General features: G+C 61.8%; 18 protein-coding genes. 13 read left to right on the top strand and 5 right to left on the bottom strand.

Annotated elements, in window-relative coordinates; all coding sequences use genetic code 11:
- Positions 1–281: 281 nt before the first annotated feature.
- Positions 282–2,108, top strand: coding sequence for a PQQ-dependent sugar dehydrogenase (locus VJ464_27450; GenBank protein HKQ08889.1), 1,827 nt, complete (start codon positions 282–284; stop codon positions 2,106–2,108).
- Here VJ464_27450 and VJ464_27445 read toward each other — a convergent pair.
- Positions 2,086–3,093, bottom strand: coding sequence for a GNAT family N-acetyltransferase (locus VJ464_27445; GenBank protein HKQ08888.1), 1,008 nt, complete (start codon positions 3,091–3,093; stop codon positions 2,086–2,088). The two genes, VJ464_27450 and VJ464_27445, sit on opposite strands and share 23 nt — an antisense overlap.
- Positions 3,094–3,195: 102 nt before the next feature.
- Complete coding sequence (locus VJ464_27440) at positions 3,196–4,185, bottom strand: P1 family peptidase (protein HKQ08887.1); 990 nt, start codon at positions 4,183–4,185, stop codon at positions 3,196–3,198.
- A 139-nt stretch (positions 4,186–4,324) separates the two neighbouring features.
- Here VJ464_27440 and VJ464_27435 point away from each other — a divergent pair, with 139 nt between their 5' ends.
- A complete protein-coding gene (locus VJ464_27435) occupies positions 4,325–4,807 on the top strand; it encodes a hypothetical protein (protein ID HKQ08886.1) in 483 nt (160 codons plus the stop codon).
- Positions 4,808–4,916: 109 nt separating this feature from the next.
- Positions 4,917–5,498, top strand: coding sequence for a hypothetical protein (locus tag VJ464_27430; protein HKQ08885.1), 582 nt, complete (start codon positions 4,917–4,919; stop codon positions 5,496–5,498).
- Positions 5,499–5,509: 11 nt separating this feature from the next.
- On the opposite strand, the gene VJ464_27425 is transcribed toward VJ464_27430, so the two are convergent.
- Entirely contained in the window at positions 5,510–6,472 is a 963-nt protein-coding gene (locus VJ464_27425; GenBank protein HKQ08884.1) for a VWA domain-containing protein, read from the bottom strand.
- Between the two features lie 207 nt (positions 6,473–6,679).
- On the opposite strand from VJ464_27425, the gene VJ464_27420 reads away from it, so the two are divergent.
- From VJ464_27420 to VJ464_27385, 8 genes are all read left to right on the top strand, one after another.
- A complete protein-coding gene (locus VJ464_27420) occupies positions 6,680–7,057 on the top strand; it encodes a PPOX class F420-dependent oxidoreductase (GenBank protein ID HKQ08883.1) in 378 nt (125 codons plus the stop codon).
- Positions 7,058–7,194: 137 nt separating this feature from the next.
- Entirely contained in the window at positions 7,195–8,142 is a 948-nt protein-coding gene (locus tag VJ464_27415) for an SMP-30/gluconolactonase/LRE family protein (protein ID HKQ08882.1), read from the top strand.
- 9 nt (positions 8,143–8,151) lie between these two features.
- Positions 8,152–8,715: an HDIG domain-containing protein gene (locus VJ464_27410; GenBank protein ID HKQ08881.1), complete on the top strand. Its 564-nt coding sequence runs from the start codon at positions 8,152–8,154 to the stop codon at positions 8,713–8,715.
- Between the two features lie 227 nt (positions 8,716–8,942).
- Complete coding sequence (locus VJ464_27405) at positions 8,943–10,550, top strand: tetratricopeptide repeat protein (GenBank protein ID HKQ08880.1); 1,608 nt, start codon at positions 8,943–8,945, stop codon at positions 10,548–10,550.
- A gap of 298 nt (positions 10,551–10,848) precedes the next feature.
- Positions 10,849–11,919 (top strand): hypothetical protein, encoded by a 1,071-nt coding sequence (locus VJ464_27400; GenBank protein ID HKQ08879.1) that lies wholly within the window; start codon positions 10,849–10,851, stop codon positions 11,917–11,919.
- Positions 11,920–12,056: 137 nt separating this feature from the next.
- Positions 12,057–13,076, top strand: coding sequence for a ribonuclease III (gene rnc / locus VJ464_27395; protein ID HKQ08878.1), 1,020 nt, complete (start codon positions 12,057–12,059; stop codon positions 13,074–13,076).
- Between the two features lie 30 nt (positions 13,077–13,106).
- Complete coding sequence (lepB, locus tag VJ464_27390; GenBank protein HKQ08877.1) at positions 13,107–14,063, top strand: signal peptidase I; 957 nt, start codon at positions 13,107–13,109, stop codon at positions 14,061–14,063.
- 105 nt (positions 14,064–14,168) lie between these two features.
- Positions 14,169–14,582, top strand: a complete 414-nt coding sequence (locus tag VJ464_27385) for a hypothetical protein (GenBank protein ID HKQ08876.1) — start codon at positions 14,169–14,171, stop codon at positions 14,580–14,582.
- A 115-nt stretch (positions 14,583–14,697) separates the two neighbouring features.
- Here VJ464_27385 and VJ464_27380 read toward each other — a convergent pair whose 3' ends face one another.
- Positions 14,698–15,129, bottom strand: a complete 432-nt coding sequence (locus tag VJ464_27380) for a hypothetical protein (protein ID HKQ08875.1) — start codon at positions 15,127–15,129, stop codon at positions 14,698–14,700.
- A 386-nt stretch (positions 15,130–15,515) separates the two neighbouring features.
- Here VJ464_27380 and VJ464_27375 point away from each other — a divergent pair, with 386 nt between their 5' ends.
- On the top strand, positions 15,516–17,774 hold the full coding sequence (locus VJ464_27375) for a hypothetical protein (protein HKQ08874.1): 2,259 nt from the start codon (positions 15,516–15,518) through the stop codon (positions 17,772–17,774).
- 61 nt (positions 17,775–17,835) lie between these two features.
- On the opposite strand, the gene VJ464_27370 is transcribed toward VJ464_27375, so the two are convergent.
- Positions 17,836–19,332, bottom strand: a complete 1,497-nt coding sequence (locus VJ464_27370; GenBank protein HKQ08873.1) for a radical SAM protein — start codon at positions 19,330–19,332, stop codon at positions 17,836–17,838.
- Positions 19,333–19,620: 288 nt separating this feature from the next.
- Between VJ464_27370 and VJ464_27365 the strand changes: the two genes are divergently transcribed.
- A complete protein-coding gene (locus VJ464_27365) occupies positions 19,621–20,631 on the top strand; it encodes a hypothetical protein (GenBank protein ID HKQ08872.1) in 1,011 nt (336 codons plus the stop codon).
- Positions 20,632–20,635 lie beyond the last annotated feature (4 nt).

Raw genomic sequence — 20,635 nt, 5'->3', positions numbered from 1 at the left:
ATCGGGGATGGCGGAGAATACTTCTATCAAAACAAGACTCGATCTTGTCATGTCTCACCTCGTCAATAGATTTGCCAATCTTCAACGAGGTGAGACTTTATCGTATTTCGTCTTACTTCTCACGAGAACTGAATGACCGTGGGCCCTTGTTTTCTTCCCTCGCCGCGTCGCCGCGTCGCTCTTTCGCCATGCCCCGCTTTCCCTGTATGCTGATTGGTCGCTGCCGCTATGCCTCAAGGGTTGTGGCATACACGATTCTCCAAGATCAAAGGGGTGCAGTGTTGTCGAGATCAAGATTCACTTTTGTACTCAGCCTCATATTTATATTCGGCCTCTTTTTTACGGCGATTCGTTTTCCGCGCGCCGTCAGCGCGCAAGTGCCGATCCGTCCGGTCATCATCGCCGATGGGTTTGATTTCAACGTCTTCGCCAGTCCCGATAACGTGCCGGAGTTTGCTTCGGGCGCCTTCGCAGGGCCGACGGCGATGGCCTTTGACGCGCGCGGGCGGCTGTTTGTCGGCACCTATTCGGGCAAGATTTTCATCATGCTCGACACCGACGACGATGGCTTCATGGATCAACTGAAGACCTTCGCCAGCGGCGTGCCGATTCCGCTGGGCATGGCCTTTCGCGCCAACGGCGATCTGTTCGTGGCCAGCAACGTCAACAGCGGGCCGGGCCGCATCATTCGCTTGCGCGACACCAACGGCGATGACGTGGCCGATGACCAGACGATTATCCTCGACAATCTGCCGAGTCAGGGCGACCACCAGACAGACAAGATCAAGTTTGGCCCCGATGGCTTGCTTTATATCGGTCAGGGATCGGCGACCGATGGCGGCACGGCCGCGCCGGGCCGACCTGTCGACGGGCCGCTGAATGGCGCGATCCTGCGCATCGATGTAGACAACCCGCAGGTGAACATCTATGCGACCGGCCTGCGTCAGCCGTTCGGGCTGGCCTTTCACCCTAACAATGGCGAGCTGTTTTCTGTTGATGTCGGCAAAGCTGAATTCTGCAACTTCTGCCCGGAAGACAACGCGCCGCCCGAAGAGATCAACTGGATCGTCGCCGGCGGCAACTACGGCTTCCCGCTCTGCGACGGTCAGCCGACTGCCGATAACGCCAACTGCTCAGGAGTGCGCCCGCCGCTGTTGCAATACCCGGCGCACCTGACGCCGACCGGCCTGGCCTTCTACACAGGGCCGCAGGCTGCCGCATTCCAGAATCAACTGCTGGTCACGCTCTACAAGAATTACCCGAACGCGGCTAACTATGGCGGCGACCTGCGCCGCGTCGTCGTCGAAGGCAGCCGCGACGGCGGCTTTCATTTGCGCGACGATGGCTTCATCGCGCAATTCGATCCGATTGATCCGTTTGATGGGCCGGTTGATCTGGCGGTCGATCCGATCAGCGGCGACATCTACGTGGCGCGCTTCGATCCCGTCCAGCACAGCATCTCGACCGTGCATCATCACTTCATCTACCGCATTCACCGCACGGGCAGCGACGGCCAGCCGCTGATCGGCAGCGTGCGCCCGGCGGCGATCAAAGCCGGCTCTGCCGCCGTCACGGTCGTTATAACTGGCCGCCACCTGAAAACCGGCGCGGTCGTCGTCAACCTGACAGACAATACGACGCTGACGACGCGGCAGGGGACAGATCGCTTCGAGCTGCTTGCCGATTTGCCGGCGAGCGCCCTGACCGGCGAGCGCACGATCCAACTTGCGGTGCGCAATCCCGACGGCGGGCTGTCGAACGCGCAGCCCTTCGCGGTGACCAAAGGCGATCCCGACCCGCCGCCGGTCAAGTCGCCGCAGATCACCTCAATGGTGGTTTATAAGAAGAAGCCGAGTAATGTGTGGGCGACTATCCCCGCGGGTTCGAACCCAAAGAAGATTCGCATCCTGGTCACCGGCATGGATTTCGACAGCGGCGCGCAACTGCTGGTCAACGGCACGGCGCTGGCGCTCGACAGCGCCTCGACGACCGAGCTGGTGGGCCGCTTCACGCACGACATGCTGGCCGCGCCCGCCGAGCTGATGGTGCAGGTGAAGAATTCGACCGGCAAGCTGTCGAATACGGTTAAGGTGAGCGTCGTTCCTTGAAGAAGACCGGGAAGCGGTGGATCGAGCGGAAGCCGAGCGATTCGTAGAGCCGCAGCGCCGGCGCGTTGATGGCAGTGACGGCGAGCGTCGCGGTGTGAAAGCCATACTGCGTCAGCTCTTGAAGCGCGCTAACCATCAATCGCTGCCCCAGGCCCATCCGCTGATACGCGTGATGCACAGAGACCTGACCGATGTGGCCGACACGCGACGAGATGCGCGAAGCGATCAGCACGCCGGCCTGCCGCCGCGCCGCTCGCTGTATGGCAACGCGCGAAACGTGCGGCAGGAAATCGCCGCACCAGAGATGATCAGTCAGGATGGTCAGTAACTCCGCGCAGCCCGCTTCGGTCTTGTACTGGCTGTTGATGCGACTGTCTGTGCGGCCGCGGTAGGATTGGTGAATGACGCGCGCCGACTGCGAGAAATCGGCCTCCTGCCAGCCGCGAATCAAAACGTCTTCGGTTGAAGTCTGGGCCAGGTGCTGACCATAGATTGTCGAACCTGTCTGGTCGCTTGCCGCCTCGCTCAACTCCTTGATCATGTAGTAACGGTCAAAGCTTTCAAAGCCGCTCGCCGTCAACAGGTCGCTGACGCCGTCATTATCAATGTTGATGCACTGGCTCTCGATGCGCCGCAAGCGCGGGCCGCGCCCCAGCTCGTCGAGAATGGCGGCGACCAGTTGGCGGTCAACGCCGGCGCCGCGCCAATCCTTCGTGACATAAATATCACCAATCGAGCAGCGCAGGTCCTCCACAACGTAGTAAGCCAGGCCGACCGTGCGGCTGCCGCTCATCGCCACAAAGCCATCCAATTCGCCTTGACGAGCAACCTGCCGAACCATGCGACTCGGCCCCGTGTAATCCCAGCGCAGCAGGCTTAGCCACTCGCGGCACTGTTCCTCGAACAGCGCCTCAAGGCCATTGCGGTCGGCGTCCTGCATCGGCAGGATGCGCGCCTCTGTGTTGATGAGCGGAGCCGTTGCCATAAGTCCACTTTTGAGAAGAAGCCTGTGCGATTGCGGTTGCCTCGCCATCCGATTATAGATTCCGCGGGCGAACGGTGAAAGGCGCGGCGAAGAAGAAACGCATTACCTTGTCCCGGACATTCGGCCTACGCGAAGGACGGCGCGGGCGACGACTTCCGCCGCGATAGCGCCGACGGTCGTCACATCAGCGCGGGCGCTGCCGGTTGACAGCGCGAAGATGGTGTCACCGTCGAACATGGTGTGAATCGGTCGGATGGCGCGCGCCAGCCCGTCGTGCGCCATCGCCGCGACCTTACGCGCCTGCGCTTTGGTCAACGCCGCATCCGTGGCGACCACGGCGAGGGTTGTGTTCTGCATTACAGACAGCGGACTGGCCGGCGAACCGGCTGCGAGCGTGCGCTGCGTGTCGAGCCAGCCGCCACCGCGCGAGCGCGCCCCCGCGACAATGCCACCGCCGTCGGGGTCAACAATGTCGCCGAAGGCGTTGACGACGACGACGGCGCCGACCGTCGCGCCGTTTGCCACTCTCATCGAAGCCGTACCGATGCCGCCCGCCGACGCCATCGCCATGCCCAGAAGCTTACCGACCGTTGCCCCTGCGCCCGCGCCGACGCGGCCTTCTTCGACCGTTTCAGAGGTGGCGCGCTCGCAGGCTTCGTATCCCATGGCCGCGTTGGGCCGCACACGCGCGTCGCCTTCGGCGAGGTCGAAGATCACCGCGGCGGGCACAATCGGCACGCGCGCCACGCCCGTATCAAAGCCGATGTCGCGCGCTTCCAGCCAGCGAACAACCCCGCACGCGGCGTCCAGTCCAAAGACCGAGCCGCCCGTCAGCAGTATGGCGTGGACGCGCTCAACCAGATTTTCAGGGGCGAGCAGATCGGTCTCGCGCGTGCCGGGAGCAGCGCCGCGCACGTCTACGCCGGCGACCGCGCCTTCGGCTCCGCACAGCACGACGGTACAGCCTGTGCGCGCCGCCAGATTGTGCGTGTGACCGACGCTAAGGCCGGGCACGTCGATGATCGCGCCTGCGGGCTGAAGCGCCGTTTTGCGCGCCGCCTTGCGCCCTGCCGCGGTAGGTAATTTTTTCACCCGTGTTCTGTCCTGAGTCATTGGGTTCGTATGTTAGCCGACCGCAACCGCCTTTTCCACGCCGCTGCGCGCCTCCGGGTGGCGGCACGAGGGTTGCCCAGAAAGCGGCGGCGCGAGCCAATTGGGCAGGAGGTATGAGATGAGAAGACCCCGTGTGATAGGAATGATTACAGCGCTTGCGGCGCTGCTATCCTTCGTCGTCCTGCTCTGCATGGCGGCGCCGGCGCAAAATCGCAGTCACGCCGCCGGTCAGGGAAAAGGTTACGCCCCCACCCGTCATCAACCGGCCGCCGCGCGTGCGCGCGTGAGCGAGTTTGCGCCGCGCATCATTGGCCGCGCCAACAGCTTTATCGTCAGCGGTCGCATCGTCGCTTTGCGCGGCCAGCGGCTCGGCATCGAGACCGCCGGCGGCGAGCGCCTGGAGTTTCAATTGAGCGAGCAGACGACACTGATCGAAGGCAACGAGCTGGTCTCTATCGCGACGATGGATGACATCGCGCTCAGGCTCGCTGACCTGCGACTGGCCGATGAAGTCGAGGTCGTCGCCGAGCGCGCCGGCACGCGCAAGCTGGCGCACATCGTGACGCGCACGGCTCAGGGCCAGCCCGTGGCGCTGCGCTGATCGATATTGATGTGGCGCAAGCCAACCGGCTTGCGCCACGCAGAGATTTCCGACCGACGACTTCGTGGTATAATCGCGTCGCCAACGATTCGGCCACGGAGTCAAACTCATGCAACCCCCTCAATCTTTCTACTCCGGCATGCACGTCAAAGGCGGGCTGCTGCGCGCCCGCTTCCTGTTCATCGCCATGAACCAGGGACTCGAAGCCTGGGCCCGGATACTCGCCCGCCTGAGCGACGAAGACCACAAGGCGCTCAAAGAGATTGGCATAGACGACTGGTATCCGCTGCGCTTGCTCGACGCGCTGGATCGCGCCATTGCCGCGGAGCTGGGCGGGACCGCCGCGGAGATTTATGAAGACCTCGGCGCGTTCTCGGCGACCAGCAGCTTGTCGGGTCCGTACAGCAGCCTGCTCAACCCTGACATTCACAGCTTCCTGCAACAGTCGTCGCTGATCCATCACGCCTATCAGGATTTCGGCGAGGCCAGCTATGAGCCCTTGAGCGAGACCAGCGGTTTGCTGAAGATCGCTTATCAGCAAGCGCCGCCGCCGAGCTTCTGCGCCAGCGGCACGAGCTACTTTCGCCATGCCATCGAGCTGTGCGGCGCCAGCGCCGCGCACATCACGCACACGCGCTGCACATCGCGCGGCGACCGTTTGTGCGAGTTCTACATCACCTGGCAGGCGTGATGCGGTGCCGCTTATTTCCTGAACGTCTCGTAGCGGTCTTTGTAGGTGAGCGATAATCGGCCCAGACCTTTGGGCGCGGTGATCTTGACCTGTACGCGGTGCCATTGGATAGCGGCGCGGGCGTCGCTCGGATAGAAGCCGATAGAATACTGGTGGCGCAGTTCGAGCGCGATGCGCGTGCAGATGTCGAGAAAGCTCAAGCCATTGTCATAGCCCGGAACGAATGCGCGCCCGCCGGTCTGCTCGGCAATTCCCTCTAAGACGTTTTTGCCATAGCTCCACGGCCCGCCGATCTTGATGGCATAGATCTGTACGCCGGCTTCCTTGATCAGCCGGCGCAACTCGCCCTCGCTATAGCGGCTGTTGTTCTCTTCGCCGTCCGAGATAATCAACAGGGCGCGCTTCTGGTGACGGCCCTGCTGGACTTTTTCGACCCCGAGATAGACCGCGTCATAAAGCGCCGTCATGCCGCCGGGCTTGACCAATATCAAGCGACCCAGCACCTGGTCGGGCGAGGTGGTGAAGTCTTGTACTAGCTTTGCGTGATTGTTGAAGCCGACGAGAAAGAAATCGTCCTCTTCGTGCGAGGTTTCGATGAAGCGGCGCAGCGCCACCATAGAACTCTGAATGATGCCGCCCATTGAATTCGAGATGTCGAAGATGATGCCGATTGAGATGGGCGCGTCGGCTTCGGTGAAGTGCGCGATCTGTTGCTGCACCTTGTCGTCGTAGATCGTAAAATTCTCTTGCCGCAAACCGGTGACGACTCTGCCGAATGAATCGGCAACCGTGACTTTCAAGCTCACGAGGTCAGTAGACAACTTGAGCTGCTGGTCTTGCTTGCTCGGCGCGGTGGGTTGCTGAGGGGTTGCGGCGGTTGTGGTTTGGGTCTGCGCGCGGGCCGCGACGAGCGGCAAGCCGAATAGCATGACCGCGACCGACACCGGGAGCAGGCGGATGAATTTCGACTTCATAAAGGGACAACCTTTGCCTTGATCTGGCGAACACCCCTGTGCCGAATTCTAGCACCAAACTTTCCGAAGACAAGCGGCCAACGACTATTCGCCTGGAGCTCTGCCTGAAGGCGGGCCTTATGCGGCTCCCTTCATTTCGTTTGAAAAGTCAGCGGCGGCGCAGTTATGCTTCACCCGCCGCAACTCGATGCCTGCGCGGGAGAGGTTATGAGCGAAGACAAGCTGGCGCAGTTCGCGAATCAGAAATACATCAGCATGCAAACTTTCAAGCGCGACGGCACGCCCATCGCCACGCCCTTGTGGTTTGCCGAATCGGGCGACGAGCTGGTCGTTTACACGGCGGCCAATTCGGGCAAGGTCAAACGCCTGCGCAACAACCCTCACGTCCGCGTCGCCATCTGTGACGCGCGCGGCAACCTGAAAGGTGAATGGGTCGAAGCGGAAGCGCGCCGGCTCGACGCGGCGGAAGCGGCGCAGGCCAACCGCCTGATCACTGAGAAGTATGGCCTAATCAAGCGCGTCATGGATTTCTTCACACGGTTCAGCAAGTCGGCGCGCGCCACCTTCGCCATCCGCGTCCACTAGCGACAGGGGAATGATTGGCGCGGCGCTCGCCAAATCGATAAGGGGAATCCGTCATGAAAAGATCACTGCCAGGTCCGTGCGCGTTAGCCGCCATCGTGCTAACGGCGTGCGCGGCATTTTCGACCGCGGGAGGCAGCATGGCCATTCAAACGACGACGCACGCGGGCAACATCGAACGGCGCGACGCGCGGCTCGACAAACTGGTGCCGAAAGATGCCCGGCTTGAGAAGCTCGGCGACGGTTACACCTGGACGGAAGGCCCTGTGTGGAACCGTAAGGAAAACTACCTGCTGTTTTCCGACATTCCGGCCAATTCCATCATCAAGTGGAAGACCGGCGCGGGGATGAGCCTCTTCCTGAAGCCGAGCGGCTACACCGGCAGCGCGCCGTTCACGGGCCGCGAGCCGGGATCGAACGGCCTGACCTACGACGCCGCAGGCCATCTGGTGCTGTGCGAGCACGGCGACCGGCGCGTGGCGCGGCTCGAACGCGACGGCACCAAGACGACGCTCGCCGACCGTTACGAAGGCAAGCGATTGAACAGCCCGAACGACCTGGCGTTCAAATCGAACGGCGATCTCTACTTCACCGACCCGGCTTATGGCTTGCCCAAGACCTTTGACGATCCGCAGCGCGAGCTGTCGTTCTGCGGCGTCTATCGCTTGACCAAGAATGGCAAAGTGACATTGCTTACCAAAGAGCTGCAAGCGCCGAACGGCATCGCCTTCTCGCCGGACGAAAAGCGCCTGTACGTTTCGGACTCGGCGCAGGGCTTGTGGATGGTCTATGACGTGAAGCCCGATGGCACGCTTGCGGGCGGGCGCGTCTTCTTCGACGCCAAGCCCTGGACGCAGACGCGCAAGGGCGCGCCCGACGGCTTGAAGGTAGACCGCGACGGCAACCTGTTTGCGAGCGGCCCGGAAGGCATCTATGTTTTTGCGCCCGATGGCACACACCTCGGCACGATTGAAACCGCCGTGCCGACGGCCAACTGCGCCTGGGGCGATGATGGCGCGACGCTTTACATCACGGCGAACACGGCGGTCTACCGCATCCGCCTGACGACGAAAGGCGCGGGCTTTTGAGATTGACTTATGCCGACACGAGAAGAGTCCTGGGAGCTGTTGTGCGAATACACGAAAGGCGAGTCGCTGCGCAAGCACGCGCTCGCCGTCGAAGCCGTGATGCGCGCTTATGCCCGTAAGCTCGCCGCCGACGAAGACCTCTGGGGCATGGTCGGCTTGCTGCACGATTTCGATTACGAGATGTACCCTGAGCCGCCCGACCACCCGCTCAAAGGCTCGGAGATTCTTGCCGCGCGCGGCTATAGCGACGAGATACGCCGCGCCATCCTCGGCCATGCCAATTACACCAAGGTGGCGCGCGACACGCTGCTGGCGCGCGGCCTTTATGCCTGCGACGAGTTGACGGGCTTTGTGATCGCCGCGGCGCTGGTGCGCCCGAACGGCATCTGGGACATGGAATCGAAGTCTGTGAAGAAGAAGCTCAAAGACAAGGCCTTTGCGCGTACAGTCAACCGCGACGAAGTCTACGAAGGCGCGCAAGAATTCGAGGTTGACCTCGGCGAGCATATCGATTTTATCATCGCTGCCTTGCGCCAGGTCGCCGGCGACGTGGGGTTGAAACCGAGCGCATGAGAAGGCAAAAGGCAAAAGGCAAAAGGCAAAAGGCAAAAGTGGTCGTCGCGGCGGATGGTTCAGCGTTGTTACGACGCTACGGGTTGCCGCTTCGATTTGCACGCCTTGTCGAGAGCTTGTTAATTTTTGCCTTTTGCCTTTTGCCTTTTGCCGCCGCGCGCGTCAGCGCATCCCACGCCATATTTTGCCTTGCGGCACAGCCGCAGGCACTGGCGCCGCGCGATACGGTGCCGCGCGAGCGAGCGCGGCTGGCGTCAGAGGCGGCGCGGCGCGGCGCAATGTTGCGCCACGAGTGGAATCTCGACGCCGCCGAAGCCGCGTTCCGTGAAGCGATCAAGCTCGATGCGGCGAACCTTGAAGCGCATCTCGGCCTCAGCCGCATTGCGCGGGCGCGGTTCGATTACGCGGCGGCGCTCGCGTGGCTCGATCAAGCGAAGGCGGCGGGCGCTCGCTCGGCGGATTGGCTGGCGGAGTACGGCACGATTTACCTGACGGCGGAAGATGCGGCGCGCGCCGGAGCTTACTTTGACCGGGCGCTGGCGCTCGACGCGGCGCATGCCGCCGCCATCACCGGGAGCGCCGGCGTTGATCTATTAGAGCGCAATCCGCAAAGCGCCGAAGCGCGTTTGCGCCGTCTGCTCGCCGATCACCCTGATGACCATCGCGCGCGGGCGATGCTGGCGCGTGTGCTGATCGAAAGCAATCGCAACGATGAAGCCGAGGCGGAGGCCGAGCGCGCCGCGGCGCTCGACGAGTACGACACGGAAGCGCTCGGCGCGCTCGGCTTCGTCAAAGCCACACGGCGCGAGCCCGAAGCGGTTCGCCAACTGGCGCGGCGCGTTCTCAGGCTCGATCCTTTGAACGTCAGCGCCCGCCGCTTGCTGTCGCAGTATGTCGATGGCCGCGCCGGCTTGCAGCAAGAAGTCGTGAGCGAAGCGCGCCTGCATGCCGAGCGCGCCCAGGCGCTGAAGCGCGCAGGCCGCGCGCCGCAAGCCATCTCCGAATTTGAAGCCGCCCTGCGCATCCAGCCGCGTTACTACCGCGCGCTGATCGGACTGGGCGACATCTGGCTGCGCGACGGCGATTACGAGCGTGCCGCGACCGCCGCGCGTATGGCGCTGGCCGTAGACGGCGAGGGCGCGGCGGCGCATCTGGAGCTGGCCTATGCCAATCGCGGCTTGCAAGAGCGGGCGCGCATCGAGATCGGCGGCGAAGATTATGCGGCGAAGTTTTATCAGCGCCCGCCGCCGCCGACTTACGCGCTGACGCGAGTCATCTTTCCGAATTACCAGGGACTGACGCGCCGCCAGCAACAGGTGATCGATTGGGCGGTGGCGCCGCTGGCGGAGTACCTGCCGGCGCTCGCTCGCAGCCGCGCCCGCCATTACCTGCTGGCCTTTGACGAAACCGTAAGCGACATGGGTGACTTTGACGACATCGCCGCCGAGAAGACCTTCGATGGCCGTTATTATGCCAGCCTGCGCGGCGTCGGCGGGCGCGTGGCGGTGAGCGGGCTTGAGTATATCGAGATGGCCAGCGGCGGCGGCTTTCACACCATCGCGCACGAGTTCGCGCATCAGGTGCATATGACGGCGCTCGGCAAAGCCGACGTGCTAATGATCCGCCGTCTTTATGAGCAGGCGAAAGCCGCGGGCCGCGCGCTTGACTATTATGCGGCGGCCAACGAATATGAGTACTTTGCGCAAGGCTACGAAGCGTTCATCAGCGACGACAAGCGGCCTTCGGCGGGAGTGACGGCGCGGCACACACGGCGCGAGTTGGAAGCGCGCGACCCGCAACTTTATGGCTTCCTCATAAAACTGACGAAGCGTTAGCGCCCGTAGCTTGGTGTGCGGATTTGGATGTTGGATAGGCGACAAGTGAAATGCCCGGCTCCGAGTTGTAAAACTTATGCGTTTGCACGGCAAGTAGGCCCGGTTGTGGTCGTCTTTGCTTGACAAAAAAACAGAGCGCGTGCGACGATGAAGTTGGAGCTTTTCCCGTTCGCCAAAGGTCAGCAACTCCTGCTGCTGCGCAAGCATCCCAGAGTTGCGCCGATTCAACAAATCAATTCGGTAGAGTATCTCGATTCGAGCTTGCTCGGAGGAAAACAGCAAGGAGGAGTATCGTCTAATGAAAAAAATCATCGCCACCGCCGCGGTCCTCACGTTTCTGCTGGCGCTCGCTGCGCCGCTGACTTTTGCTCAAGACAGCAGCGCCAAGCCCGCTGCGCAGGATGCTGCGGCTCAGGAAGCCGCGACCTATAAAACATGGTATGACCTGAATAATGCCAAAGATTATCCAAAGGCTCTGGAAGCGGCGCAGGCATATCTGGAAAAGTATCCCAATGGCCAGTACGCGGCTTATCTGAAGAAGTGGATGCCGCAGGCGCGCGCCACGATGCTGGGCGAAGCGGTGAAGGCCAAAAACCTCGCCGAGATTGATCGCCTCGGCAAAGAGATCATGGCGGCAGACCCCGATAATCTCGACTTTGCGCTCTTTCTCGCCAGCCAGTTGCGCACCCTCGACACCAATTTCCAGTACGTGCCGGACACCACGCAGTTCACGCAGACCTCGATCCGCTTGATCGAAGCCGGCAAGGCGCCGACCAATTCTCCGAGCTTCAAGAAGAGCGAGACGCTCGGCTATCTGCACGACACGCTGGCGACGATTGACGAGCACAACAAAGAGACTGACAAGGCGCTTGAGCACTACATGCACGCCGCGATGAATGACCCGATGAATGCGCGCTACTTCTTCAACTGTGGCCGCTTGCATCAGGGACGCTACGCGGTGGCGGCGGCTGACTATCAGAAGCTTCCAGAGGCCGACCGCACGGCGGCCGAGCCGAAGCCCGAGGTCAAAGCGGCGCTCGATAAAGTCAATGCCGAAGCCGATGGCGTCATCAATTGCTGGGCGCGCTTCATGGGCCTGCCGAAGAATGATTACCCGGCGGACGTCAAGCAGAAGGTCATGACGGCGCTCACCGATCTCTACAAGTATCGCAACAACGGCTCGGATGCGGGCCTGAGCAAGCTGATTGACGATAACAAGACCAGCCCGACGCCGGTGAAGATGACGCCGCCTGTCGAGAAGCCGCAAGCCGCTGCCGATCAAAAGCCGGCTGACGTGACGGCTCCGAAGCCCGGTGCGACCCAGCCCGCGGCGGCGGCTAGGCCGGTCACCAAGAAACCGAGAATGTAAAGCGACTCATCAGGCGATTTGAGAAAGCCAGCCCTCACCCGGCTGGCTTTTTCATTTGCCCGGCCGGTCGGCCACTGCGCCAGTTCTTCAGTGAAGCGCCCGTCGTTGTATGGTATAGTTGGAATTCACAGGCGCGTATGATTTCACTCGACCGTGAAAAGTTGCTTTCCGAGCTTGAACAGGAGATCGGTTATTCATTCCGCTCGCGGGCCTTGCTCGACCGCTCGCTGACCCACCGCTCATTTGCCAACGAGCGCGCCGCGCAGAACTGCCAGCACAACGAGGCGATGGAATTCCTCGGCGACGCGGTGCTCGGCTTTGTCGTCAGCGCCTGGCTGCTGGAACGCTTTCCGCAGCTTTCCGAAGGCAAGCTCTCGAAGATGAAAGCCTATCTGGTCAGTGAAGCCAGCCTGGTCGAGTTGGCCGAAGCCATTGACCTGGGGCGCTTCATCCTGCTCAACCGCGGCGAAGAGAAGACCGGCGGGCGGCACAAGCGGGCGCTGCTCGCAGACGCCTACGAGGCGCTGATCGGCGTCATCTACATTGATGGCGGGATTGCGACCGCCGAGCGCTTTTTGCGTCGCGAGCTCGGCGCTAAGGTGAGCGGCATAGACCCGTCAGCCATGATCGGCACGGATTTCAAATCGGCGCTGCAAGAATATCTGCAAGCCGCCGGCGGCCCCGGCCCCGAGTACGCCGTCGTTGATGTGCTAGGCCCTGACCATCGCCGCACCTTCTGCATCGAATTGCGCGTCGGCGGGCGCGGCATCACGCGCTCGGAAGGGCCTTCGATCAAGCTGGCGCAACAGGAAGCGGCGCGACGGGCGCTGGAAACTCCTGAGGCGCTCGCCGAAGCCATCACCGCTTATCAGGAACGCCGCGCCGCCAGAAACAATCGCCACGCCGCTGAAACCGCGCCGCCAGTCGAGTCAGTCGAGGCGGCAACTGCCGACCCGCCGCACGCGATAGATGACGATAATCCCTTTCTGGCCATCGTCGAAGAGCTGGAAGCGGCGCAGAACGGACAGGGCGCGAATGGCGCGTCAGCGCCGCCCACTGAGCCGGCAACTGGCGCGTCGGTAGAGTCAGCGGCTAACATAGAGACTGCGGCTGACGACGAGGCGGATACCGGGCGCACGGTCGCGACCGACGCTTGAACTTCATATCAGGAGTAGCCAGCAATTATCATGAGCGACGAATTGGATTTGCGAACCGAAGAGCAGACGCCGCCGGCAACCGCCGCGGACGAAGTTGTAACCGAGCGCCGCGAATTGCCGCCGCCCGCCGTGCGCACCGTCGAAGCCGACCCCAAGCGCCCGCTGCACGAAGCGCCGTTTAAGAAGAGCCTCGTGCGCGAATACTTTGAGAGCGCCGTGGTGACGCTGATTATGGCGCTGTTCGGTATGACCTTCATTGTGCAGGCGGTCAAGGTGCCGACCGGCTCGATGAAGAACACCATCGTCATTCAAGACCACCTGCTGGTCAACAAGTTCATCTTCGGGCCGCACGATTATCTCAGCCTGCCGCTCTTCCCGCAGCGCACCATACGGCGCGGCGATGTCATCGTCTTCAAGTTCCCGAAAGACCCGCAGACCAACTTCGTCAAGCGAGTGATCGGCCTACCCGGCGAAACCATCGAGTACAAGCAAGGCAAGGTATTCATCAACGGGCAGGAATTACCCGAGCATCAAGTCTACGTGAAATCGCAAGTTCCCGAAGACCTCAAAGACCTCGAAACCACCAAAGACCCCGGCCCGTATCAGGGCGCGCAATGGACCGTCTATCTGTACGAAGACGAACACAGCGTCGCCACGACTATCTATAACGAGAGCGGCGACTACGCCGTGCATCAGCCGTTCAAGATTCCCATGAAAGGCGACACGCTGCCGGAAGAGATTAAGAACAGCGCGGAACTGGCGCGCATCTACGACGCCGACGGTGATGGGCGCTATGACAGCGATCAATACTTCTGCATGGGCGACAACCGCGACAACAGCCTCGACAGTCGCTTCTGGGGCACGGTGCCGCGCGATCAAGTCGTCGGCCATGCGATGTTCGTCTACTGGTCCATTGACCGCAGCACCAACGACGGCAACTTCCTGACGCGAACGCGCTGGTCGCGCACCGGCAAACTCATCAAGTGAATTTTAGATTTTGGATTTTGGATTTTGGATTGCCAGAGAACTTGAACAATGCGGTGTTTTCTTTCCCCAATCTAAAATCCAAAATCTAAAATCCAAAATCTCCTCATGTCTTCTGACGCCGAATCACCCGCAACCTCTGCGACCGCGCCGGCGGGCGAAGGCGAGCGGCGGCTCATCGAGCTGCGCGGGCGCATCAGTGATATTGGTTACGAAATCGATTCCGCCAAAGCGGTGAGCGGGATGCTCATGGGTGGCGGCGTGTTTCTGCTGCTGCTGGGTTTGCTTGCGGCTTACGACCTGTTCAATGGCAAGGCCGGCATTTATGCGCCGCTTGGCATCACCCGCGAGATGCTGAAATGGATTGCCATAGGCGGTGGCGGCCTGGGCGCTGCGGCTATCTTGAAAGCCGTGATGGGCCGTGGGCGCGACCGCGCGCGCGAAGCCGAGCTTGCGGAGCTTACAGAAGAATATGCCCGCCTCAAAGAGCGCCACGCGCCGCTTGCGCCCGAACAAGATTGACCCTCAGGCTACGACTACACAGAATAAGGCTTGATGCGAAAAAGGGCGCACCTCATCGGGCACGCCCTTAATCATTATCTACAGAAGAAATTCTCGTCCACTCCGTCGCGTCGCGTTACTTCATATGGGTCAGGTAGCGGTCGTTTTTCGAGACCACCGAAATAATCCGCCAGCCGTCTTCACCCGGTATCGTCCAGCCGCGAATCACCGGATCAGCCGTGTTGCCCGATTCGTCCATGTCGAGCAGCATGCGCGTCTTTGACGGATAATTCGTGGCGTTGTACTCGATGCGCGTCGTGCGGATCATCGCCACAGGACTGTGCGTCATGTCCTCGGCGTACAGCGCGAATTGATTCGGATCAGCCATGCTGACCTGGTAAAGCACGTAACGGCCAGGCGACAGCATGTAATCGCCCATTCTGAGCTTGTAGGCGACATTAATCGTGTAATTCACGCGCCGCTGCGCCGGCCCTTGAGCCAGAGCAAATGAGCTGACCAGCGTCAGCACGGCCAGCGCCGCTAGAACGCTCTTCTTGATTTGGTTCATTTCCTCTCCCTCCTTGCTCGAACTATCAGTGCACTTGTTGAAAAGGCAATGCACGTGCCAGCCGCAAGCGGCGTTTTACGGCCTTTTTTCGACGTTTTTTCGGCCCGGTGTCGGTTTTATGTGCAGCCGCGCCTGATCGGATGACGAACGTTGAAAGAGAGACGCGGGGAAAGAGAGACGCGGTGACGCGGGGACTCGGGGACGCGGGAAAGAAAAGCAATCTGTCAGCCTCTGTATTCTTCCCTCGCCGCGTCACCGCGTCGGCTTTTTCCCTCGCCCGTCGCCGCGTCACCTCGGCCCCCGCGTCGTCTTTTAGCTGGACGGCGGCGCGCTTCTCTTCTATGCTGATCGAGTGTGCCCACCTGAAATGACGGGGAACACCGGCAGTGGGACTTACGGCAATCTATCTCGGTCATACCACCTGGAAAGAGCTTCTCGGCCATCGCCACCGCATCACCGACATGGAGCGCGCGCTGGCCGACAGCGTTTCGCATGGCGAAGCTCAGGGTGTGGCGGCGCTGCGCTTTGATCTGGACGAGCGCAACCATCGGCTCGCCATCGAAGCCGGACTGGGCGCAACGCCCGGATACGCCGAGCCCGGTGAAGCCGCAGCCCGTCGCGCATTTGAGATCAGTCTTACAAAACTCGCGGGCGGCATTGAACGGCTGGGCGCCGACTTTCACCCGCTGCTCGGCGACGCGATGTGGCGCGCCGAGATGCGCGCCCCGGCGATGCGTGACACGCTGCGCGAGATTCGCCTGCCGGAGTTCGAGCGCGAGGCGCGCGCCTTTCGCCAGCGCGCCGAAACCGCTTACCTGAACGGCTGGCACGACGAAGCCCTCAATGATTTTCTCGAAGCCGAGAAGCGCAACTATCCCGACTTTGCCGTGCTCCGCTCAATCGCCAGCCTGTCGCTTTATCACCGCCACGATTTGCCGCGCGCCCGCGAGTACTTTCAGAAAGCCGCCCGTTATGCGCGCGCTTGCGACATGCGGCAGGCGGCAGAGGCGCACTACTTCGCTGCCATCGTCGAAGCCATCGAGCGGCGCTTCGGTGAAGCCCGCGAGCATCTCGACGAAGCCGTCGCGCTCAACCCGCGACTCGCCGACGCCTACTATCAACGCGCCTGCCTGGCGGCGGTGAGCAATGATGCCGGCGCGGCGGTCAGTAGCCTCGAAGCCGCCATCGGTATGGATGCCCGCTACTACGAACGCGCCAGGCACGAGGCGGCCTTTGACAGCGTGCGCGCCGAAGCGCGGTTGTTGCTGGCAAACCTGATGGAGCCGGTCGCCGAAAAGATCGCCGCCATCAAGCGCGATGCCGAGTTGCTCAAGCGCTATGTCGTCGTCAAGCCTGAGCGGCAGCAGATCGATACGGTCTTTGAGAGCGTCGAGTCACAGCTTGAATCGGCCAGCTCTTATCCGGCAGGCATCGAGCTGCTGGAACACCTGGAAGAGATGCAACAGGAGCTGCGCGGCATTTATGATCTGTTTTACAAACAATATGAGATGGACGCGCGCGATTATGCGCGCTCAATTGCCATCAGTCCCGATGGCCGCTGGCTGGCGACCGGCTTTCTCTACGAAGGCATTCGCGTTTGGGAAGTCGACACAGGGCTGCCCGTGCAAACCCTGAAAGGCCATGCGGCGAGCATTAACTCAATCGCGTTTAGCCCCGAAGGGGCGCTGTTGGCTTCGGGGAGCCGCGACCGCTCGATCAAGTTGTGGGACGCGCAGAGCGGCGTTGAGGTGCGCGAGCTGCGCGGCCACGACGGCGAAGTCACTGCCGTCACCTTCAGCCCTGACGGGCAGTGGCTGGCGTCGGCAAGCTCTGATCGCACGGTGCGGCTCTGGCGCGTCGTCACCGGTCGCGAAGTCGAAGTCATGACCGGCCACACGCGCGCCGTCACGGCCGCCGCCTTCAGCCCCGATGGGCGCTGGATCGCATCGGGCGGCATCGATAAGACGATTAAGTTATGGGACGCCTCGACGGGCGAAGCGGTGCGGACGTTCAACGGGCACAAGGAAGGCGTGGCGGCGCTCGCCTTCAGCCCGGACGGCCGCTGGCTGGCCTCGGGCGGCGAAGACCATCTGGCAAAAATCTGGGAGGTCGAAACCGGCCGCGAAGTCCAGTCGCTCGCCGGCCACGTCAACGATGTGACTTCTATCGCCTTCAGTCCCGATGGTGAGCTGGTGGCGGGCGGCAGCCTTGGGCAGACGGTGCGCATCTGGCGCTGGCAGACCGCGCGCGTCGTCAAGACGCTCTGGTTCCGCGAGATCAGCTGGCATCCGGTGGTTTTCAGTCCCAAAGGTCAATGGCTGGCGCTGGCGAGCCGCGACGTGCAGTTGTGGCTGAAAGCGATTCTGACCGAAGAGCAGTATAAGGAGGTCAAGGCCGGCGAGATGCGGGCGCTGGCCCTGCGCCACGAGATGGAAGAGATGTCGCGCGAGCTTGCCGAATCCAAACGTCTGGAGCGCGACGAGGCGACCCGCGAAATCCTCCGCCTGCAACGCCGCGCCGCCGGCGAGTGCGAAGTCTGCGGCGCGCGCCTGGAACTGGTGCGCCGGTTGACGCGCCGCCCGCGCTGCAAGGCGCACCGCATGTTTCCCGCCCTGCGCCAGCTTCCCCCGCTCGGCGGGAAGTAAAGTAAAAAGGGCAACCGCTCAAGCCACGCGATTGCCCCGCCTCACCTGACATGATCCGCGATTAAATGTAAGCGCGCTCCTTCTGACGAATGGCGCGATAGCGCGCAAAGGCGCGGCGCTCGTCTTCGAGCCCAAGCATGCTGCGCAGCGAGCTGCCTCTGAAGGTGTGCGCGAACATTCGCGGCCCATTCTTGATGACGAATAGAGGATTGTGCGCGAAGGCCGCGGGCATATGGCGCACCTTCATCCAGCGCTCGGCACGCCAGCGCATGAACTCGGCCTCTTCGGCGGAAACATGCTCGGTCTTCACCACCGCCGTCGTGCCGTCGTACTCTTCCAGGCGCTCGTTGATGATCAGGTTGCGGTTGCGAAAGTCTACCGTCATCGGCGTGCGCGGATATGGCGTCGGGTGCTGAATGTAGGGCCAGTCCACATAGCGCCGAGCGAAGGTCAGATTTGCTTCAATCGATTCGCGGGTGTCGTCCGGGTTGCCGACGATCAAGCCGCCGACGACAAACATCTTGTTCCGGCGAATGTATTCGATGGCTTTCATGGTCGCGTTGCCGGCTTTCTTGCCGCCTTCGCGCTGCGTGTTCTTCGAGCTGGCGCGCAGGAATTCGAGGTCGCCTTCGAGTATATTTTCGATGCCGAGAAAGACGTAACGAAAGCCCGCCCGCCGCATCAACGGCGCCAGCGTCTCGCCGTGGTTGGCGATGGCCGAAGTCATCGCCTGCACCGTGTAATCAATCGTGTTCAATCCCGCCTCGATGATCGCCTGACAGAGCGCCTCGAAGCGTTTGACGTTCAGCGTGATGTTGTCGTCAACGATGAAGATGGCGCGCGCGCCGTGGTCGTAAGCGTCGCGGATGTCGGCGATGACGCGGTCGAACGAGTAGGTGTGAAAGTTGCGCCCGCGCATCTCGATGATCGAACAGAAGCTGCAATCAAAGGTGCAGCCGCGTGAAGTCTCGATAACGTCCACCTGCCGGCCAAGTATGGTGTAGCCGCTCAAGACCCGCGCCCGGCGATTCGGCAGGCGAATCTCGCTGCTCTCCAGCTTGCTCACGGCGCGCTCGGGATTGTGATAGAAACGCTCGCCGCTGCGGTACGACAGGCCGGCGATGTGATCAAAGCCGCTCTCGTTCTCCATTGCGCGCAGCAACTCGCGAAAGGTGATCTCGCCTTCGCCGCGCACGATGAAGTCGACGCGGCCCGCCTCGCCCTCTGTGTAAGCCTCTGCCGCAAGGCTCGGATCATAACCGCCGACCGCCACCCGCACGTCGGGCTTGAGCCCGCGAATCAGGTCGATGATCTTCATTGCGGTCTTGCGCTGAAAGGTCATCACCGACAGCCCGACGACGTCCGGTTGATGCTCGGCGACCAGGCGCTCGACGGTTTCGCGGACACGGTCTTGCGCCAGGATCAGGTCGGCGATGGCGACCCGGTGGTGCGGGTCAACGTTGCCTGCAAGCGAGGCCAGCGCGCCGTTCGGCATGCGGATGGCAACCGAAGGCATGTGCTCGAACGAATCGGGCATCGATAGCAAGAGGATGTTCATCGCGGGCGCTCCTTTCCGCAGCCGTGTGAGAGCCGATCCCACATTCGACGTGCAGCAGTTTATGTGAGCCACCGCGCAGATGCAAACCGGCAGGCCCCGATTGTCGCCGTCTCGCCAAGTGTGATAGAACCATAGAGGGGAAGTATTCAGTATTCAGAAGTCAGAAGTCAGAACGAAAGCAGAGGCGCAGCAAGTGTACTCACTGCCGCCGACTTCCTTGTTCATTCTGACTCCTGACTCCTGACTCCTGACTTCCTCTCAAGCATTTCATTCCAAGGAGCAAAGCAGTTGTTTAGAAGATCGCTTTTCGCAATTTTACTGACCGTTATTTTACTGGTCGCGGCGCTTGGGCAAGGGCTGACGAGGCCGCAGCCGGCGACGCTCGACGAACGATTGGGCACCGATGACGGCTTCGCGCTGGCCATCTTGATCACCAGCAACATGCGCGGCAACCTGGAGACCTGTGACTGTAATCTGCCGCGCGGCGGGTTGGCGCGGCGCATCGGCTATCTCAACGCCTTCAAGGAAAAGTTCAAGGACGTGCCGGTGCTGCAAGTCGAGGCCGGGCAGTTCTGGTACACGTCCTCAAATGACCGCCTCGTCTCGCTGCAAAACGAGCAGGTGACGCGCGCCTATGACCGCTGGCCGGTGGATGTCGTCAACCTGAGCCGCAACGACCTGGCGCAAGCCGAGCGTTTGCTGGCGAAAGACGGCTTGAGCGAACGCATGGCGCAGTTTCCGATGCTCAAAAACTTGATCTCGGCCAACAGCAATTATGATGACAATATCGCGCCGCCGGCGCCTTTTCTGATTAAGGAAGTTCGCAGCCCACGGCTGACGGGCAAGCGGGCTAAGCTGCGCATCGGCTTCGTCGGTTTGACCGAACCCTATCGCACGAGCGACGGCATCGCCGATGCGACGGTGAAGAATATGTATGAAGCGGCGCGGCGCGTCGTCCCCATCGCGCGCAAACAATGTGATGTGCTGGTGATCGTCGCCCATGCAGAGTTGGCCGGAGCCATGAAGCTGGCGAGCGAAAACCCGGAAGCCGACGTGGTGATTGCCGGCAACGCCGAAGGTCTGTTCAACACTCGCCAGGTCGGCAAAACGCTGGTCGTGCCGACAACGCCGGGCAACATTCAAGCCAGCGACCTGCGGGTGTATGTGGACAAAGAGGGGCATGTCAGTTTCAAGTATATCGCCACCGATCTCGACTCGGTAGTGCCCTCGGACGCCGAGGCCAAAGCCTATGTGCAGGCGGCGCGGCTAGAGCGCGAGCGCGCCCGCTACAACCAATGAAGTG

The sequence above is a fragment of the Blastocatellia bacterium genome (genome assembly GCA_035275065.1).
Taxonomy (GTDB): Bacteria; Acidobacteriota; Blastocatellia; order UBA7656; family UBA7656; genus DATENM01.
The sequence above is the reverse complement of the archived record's forward strand: the minus strand, read 5'-3'. Positions and strand labels throughout refer to the sequence as shown.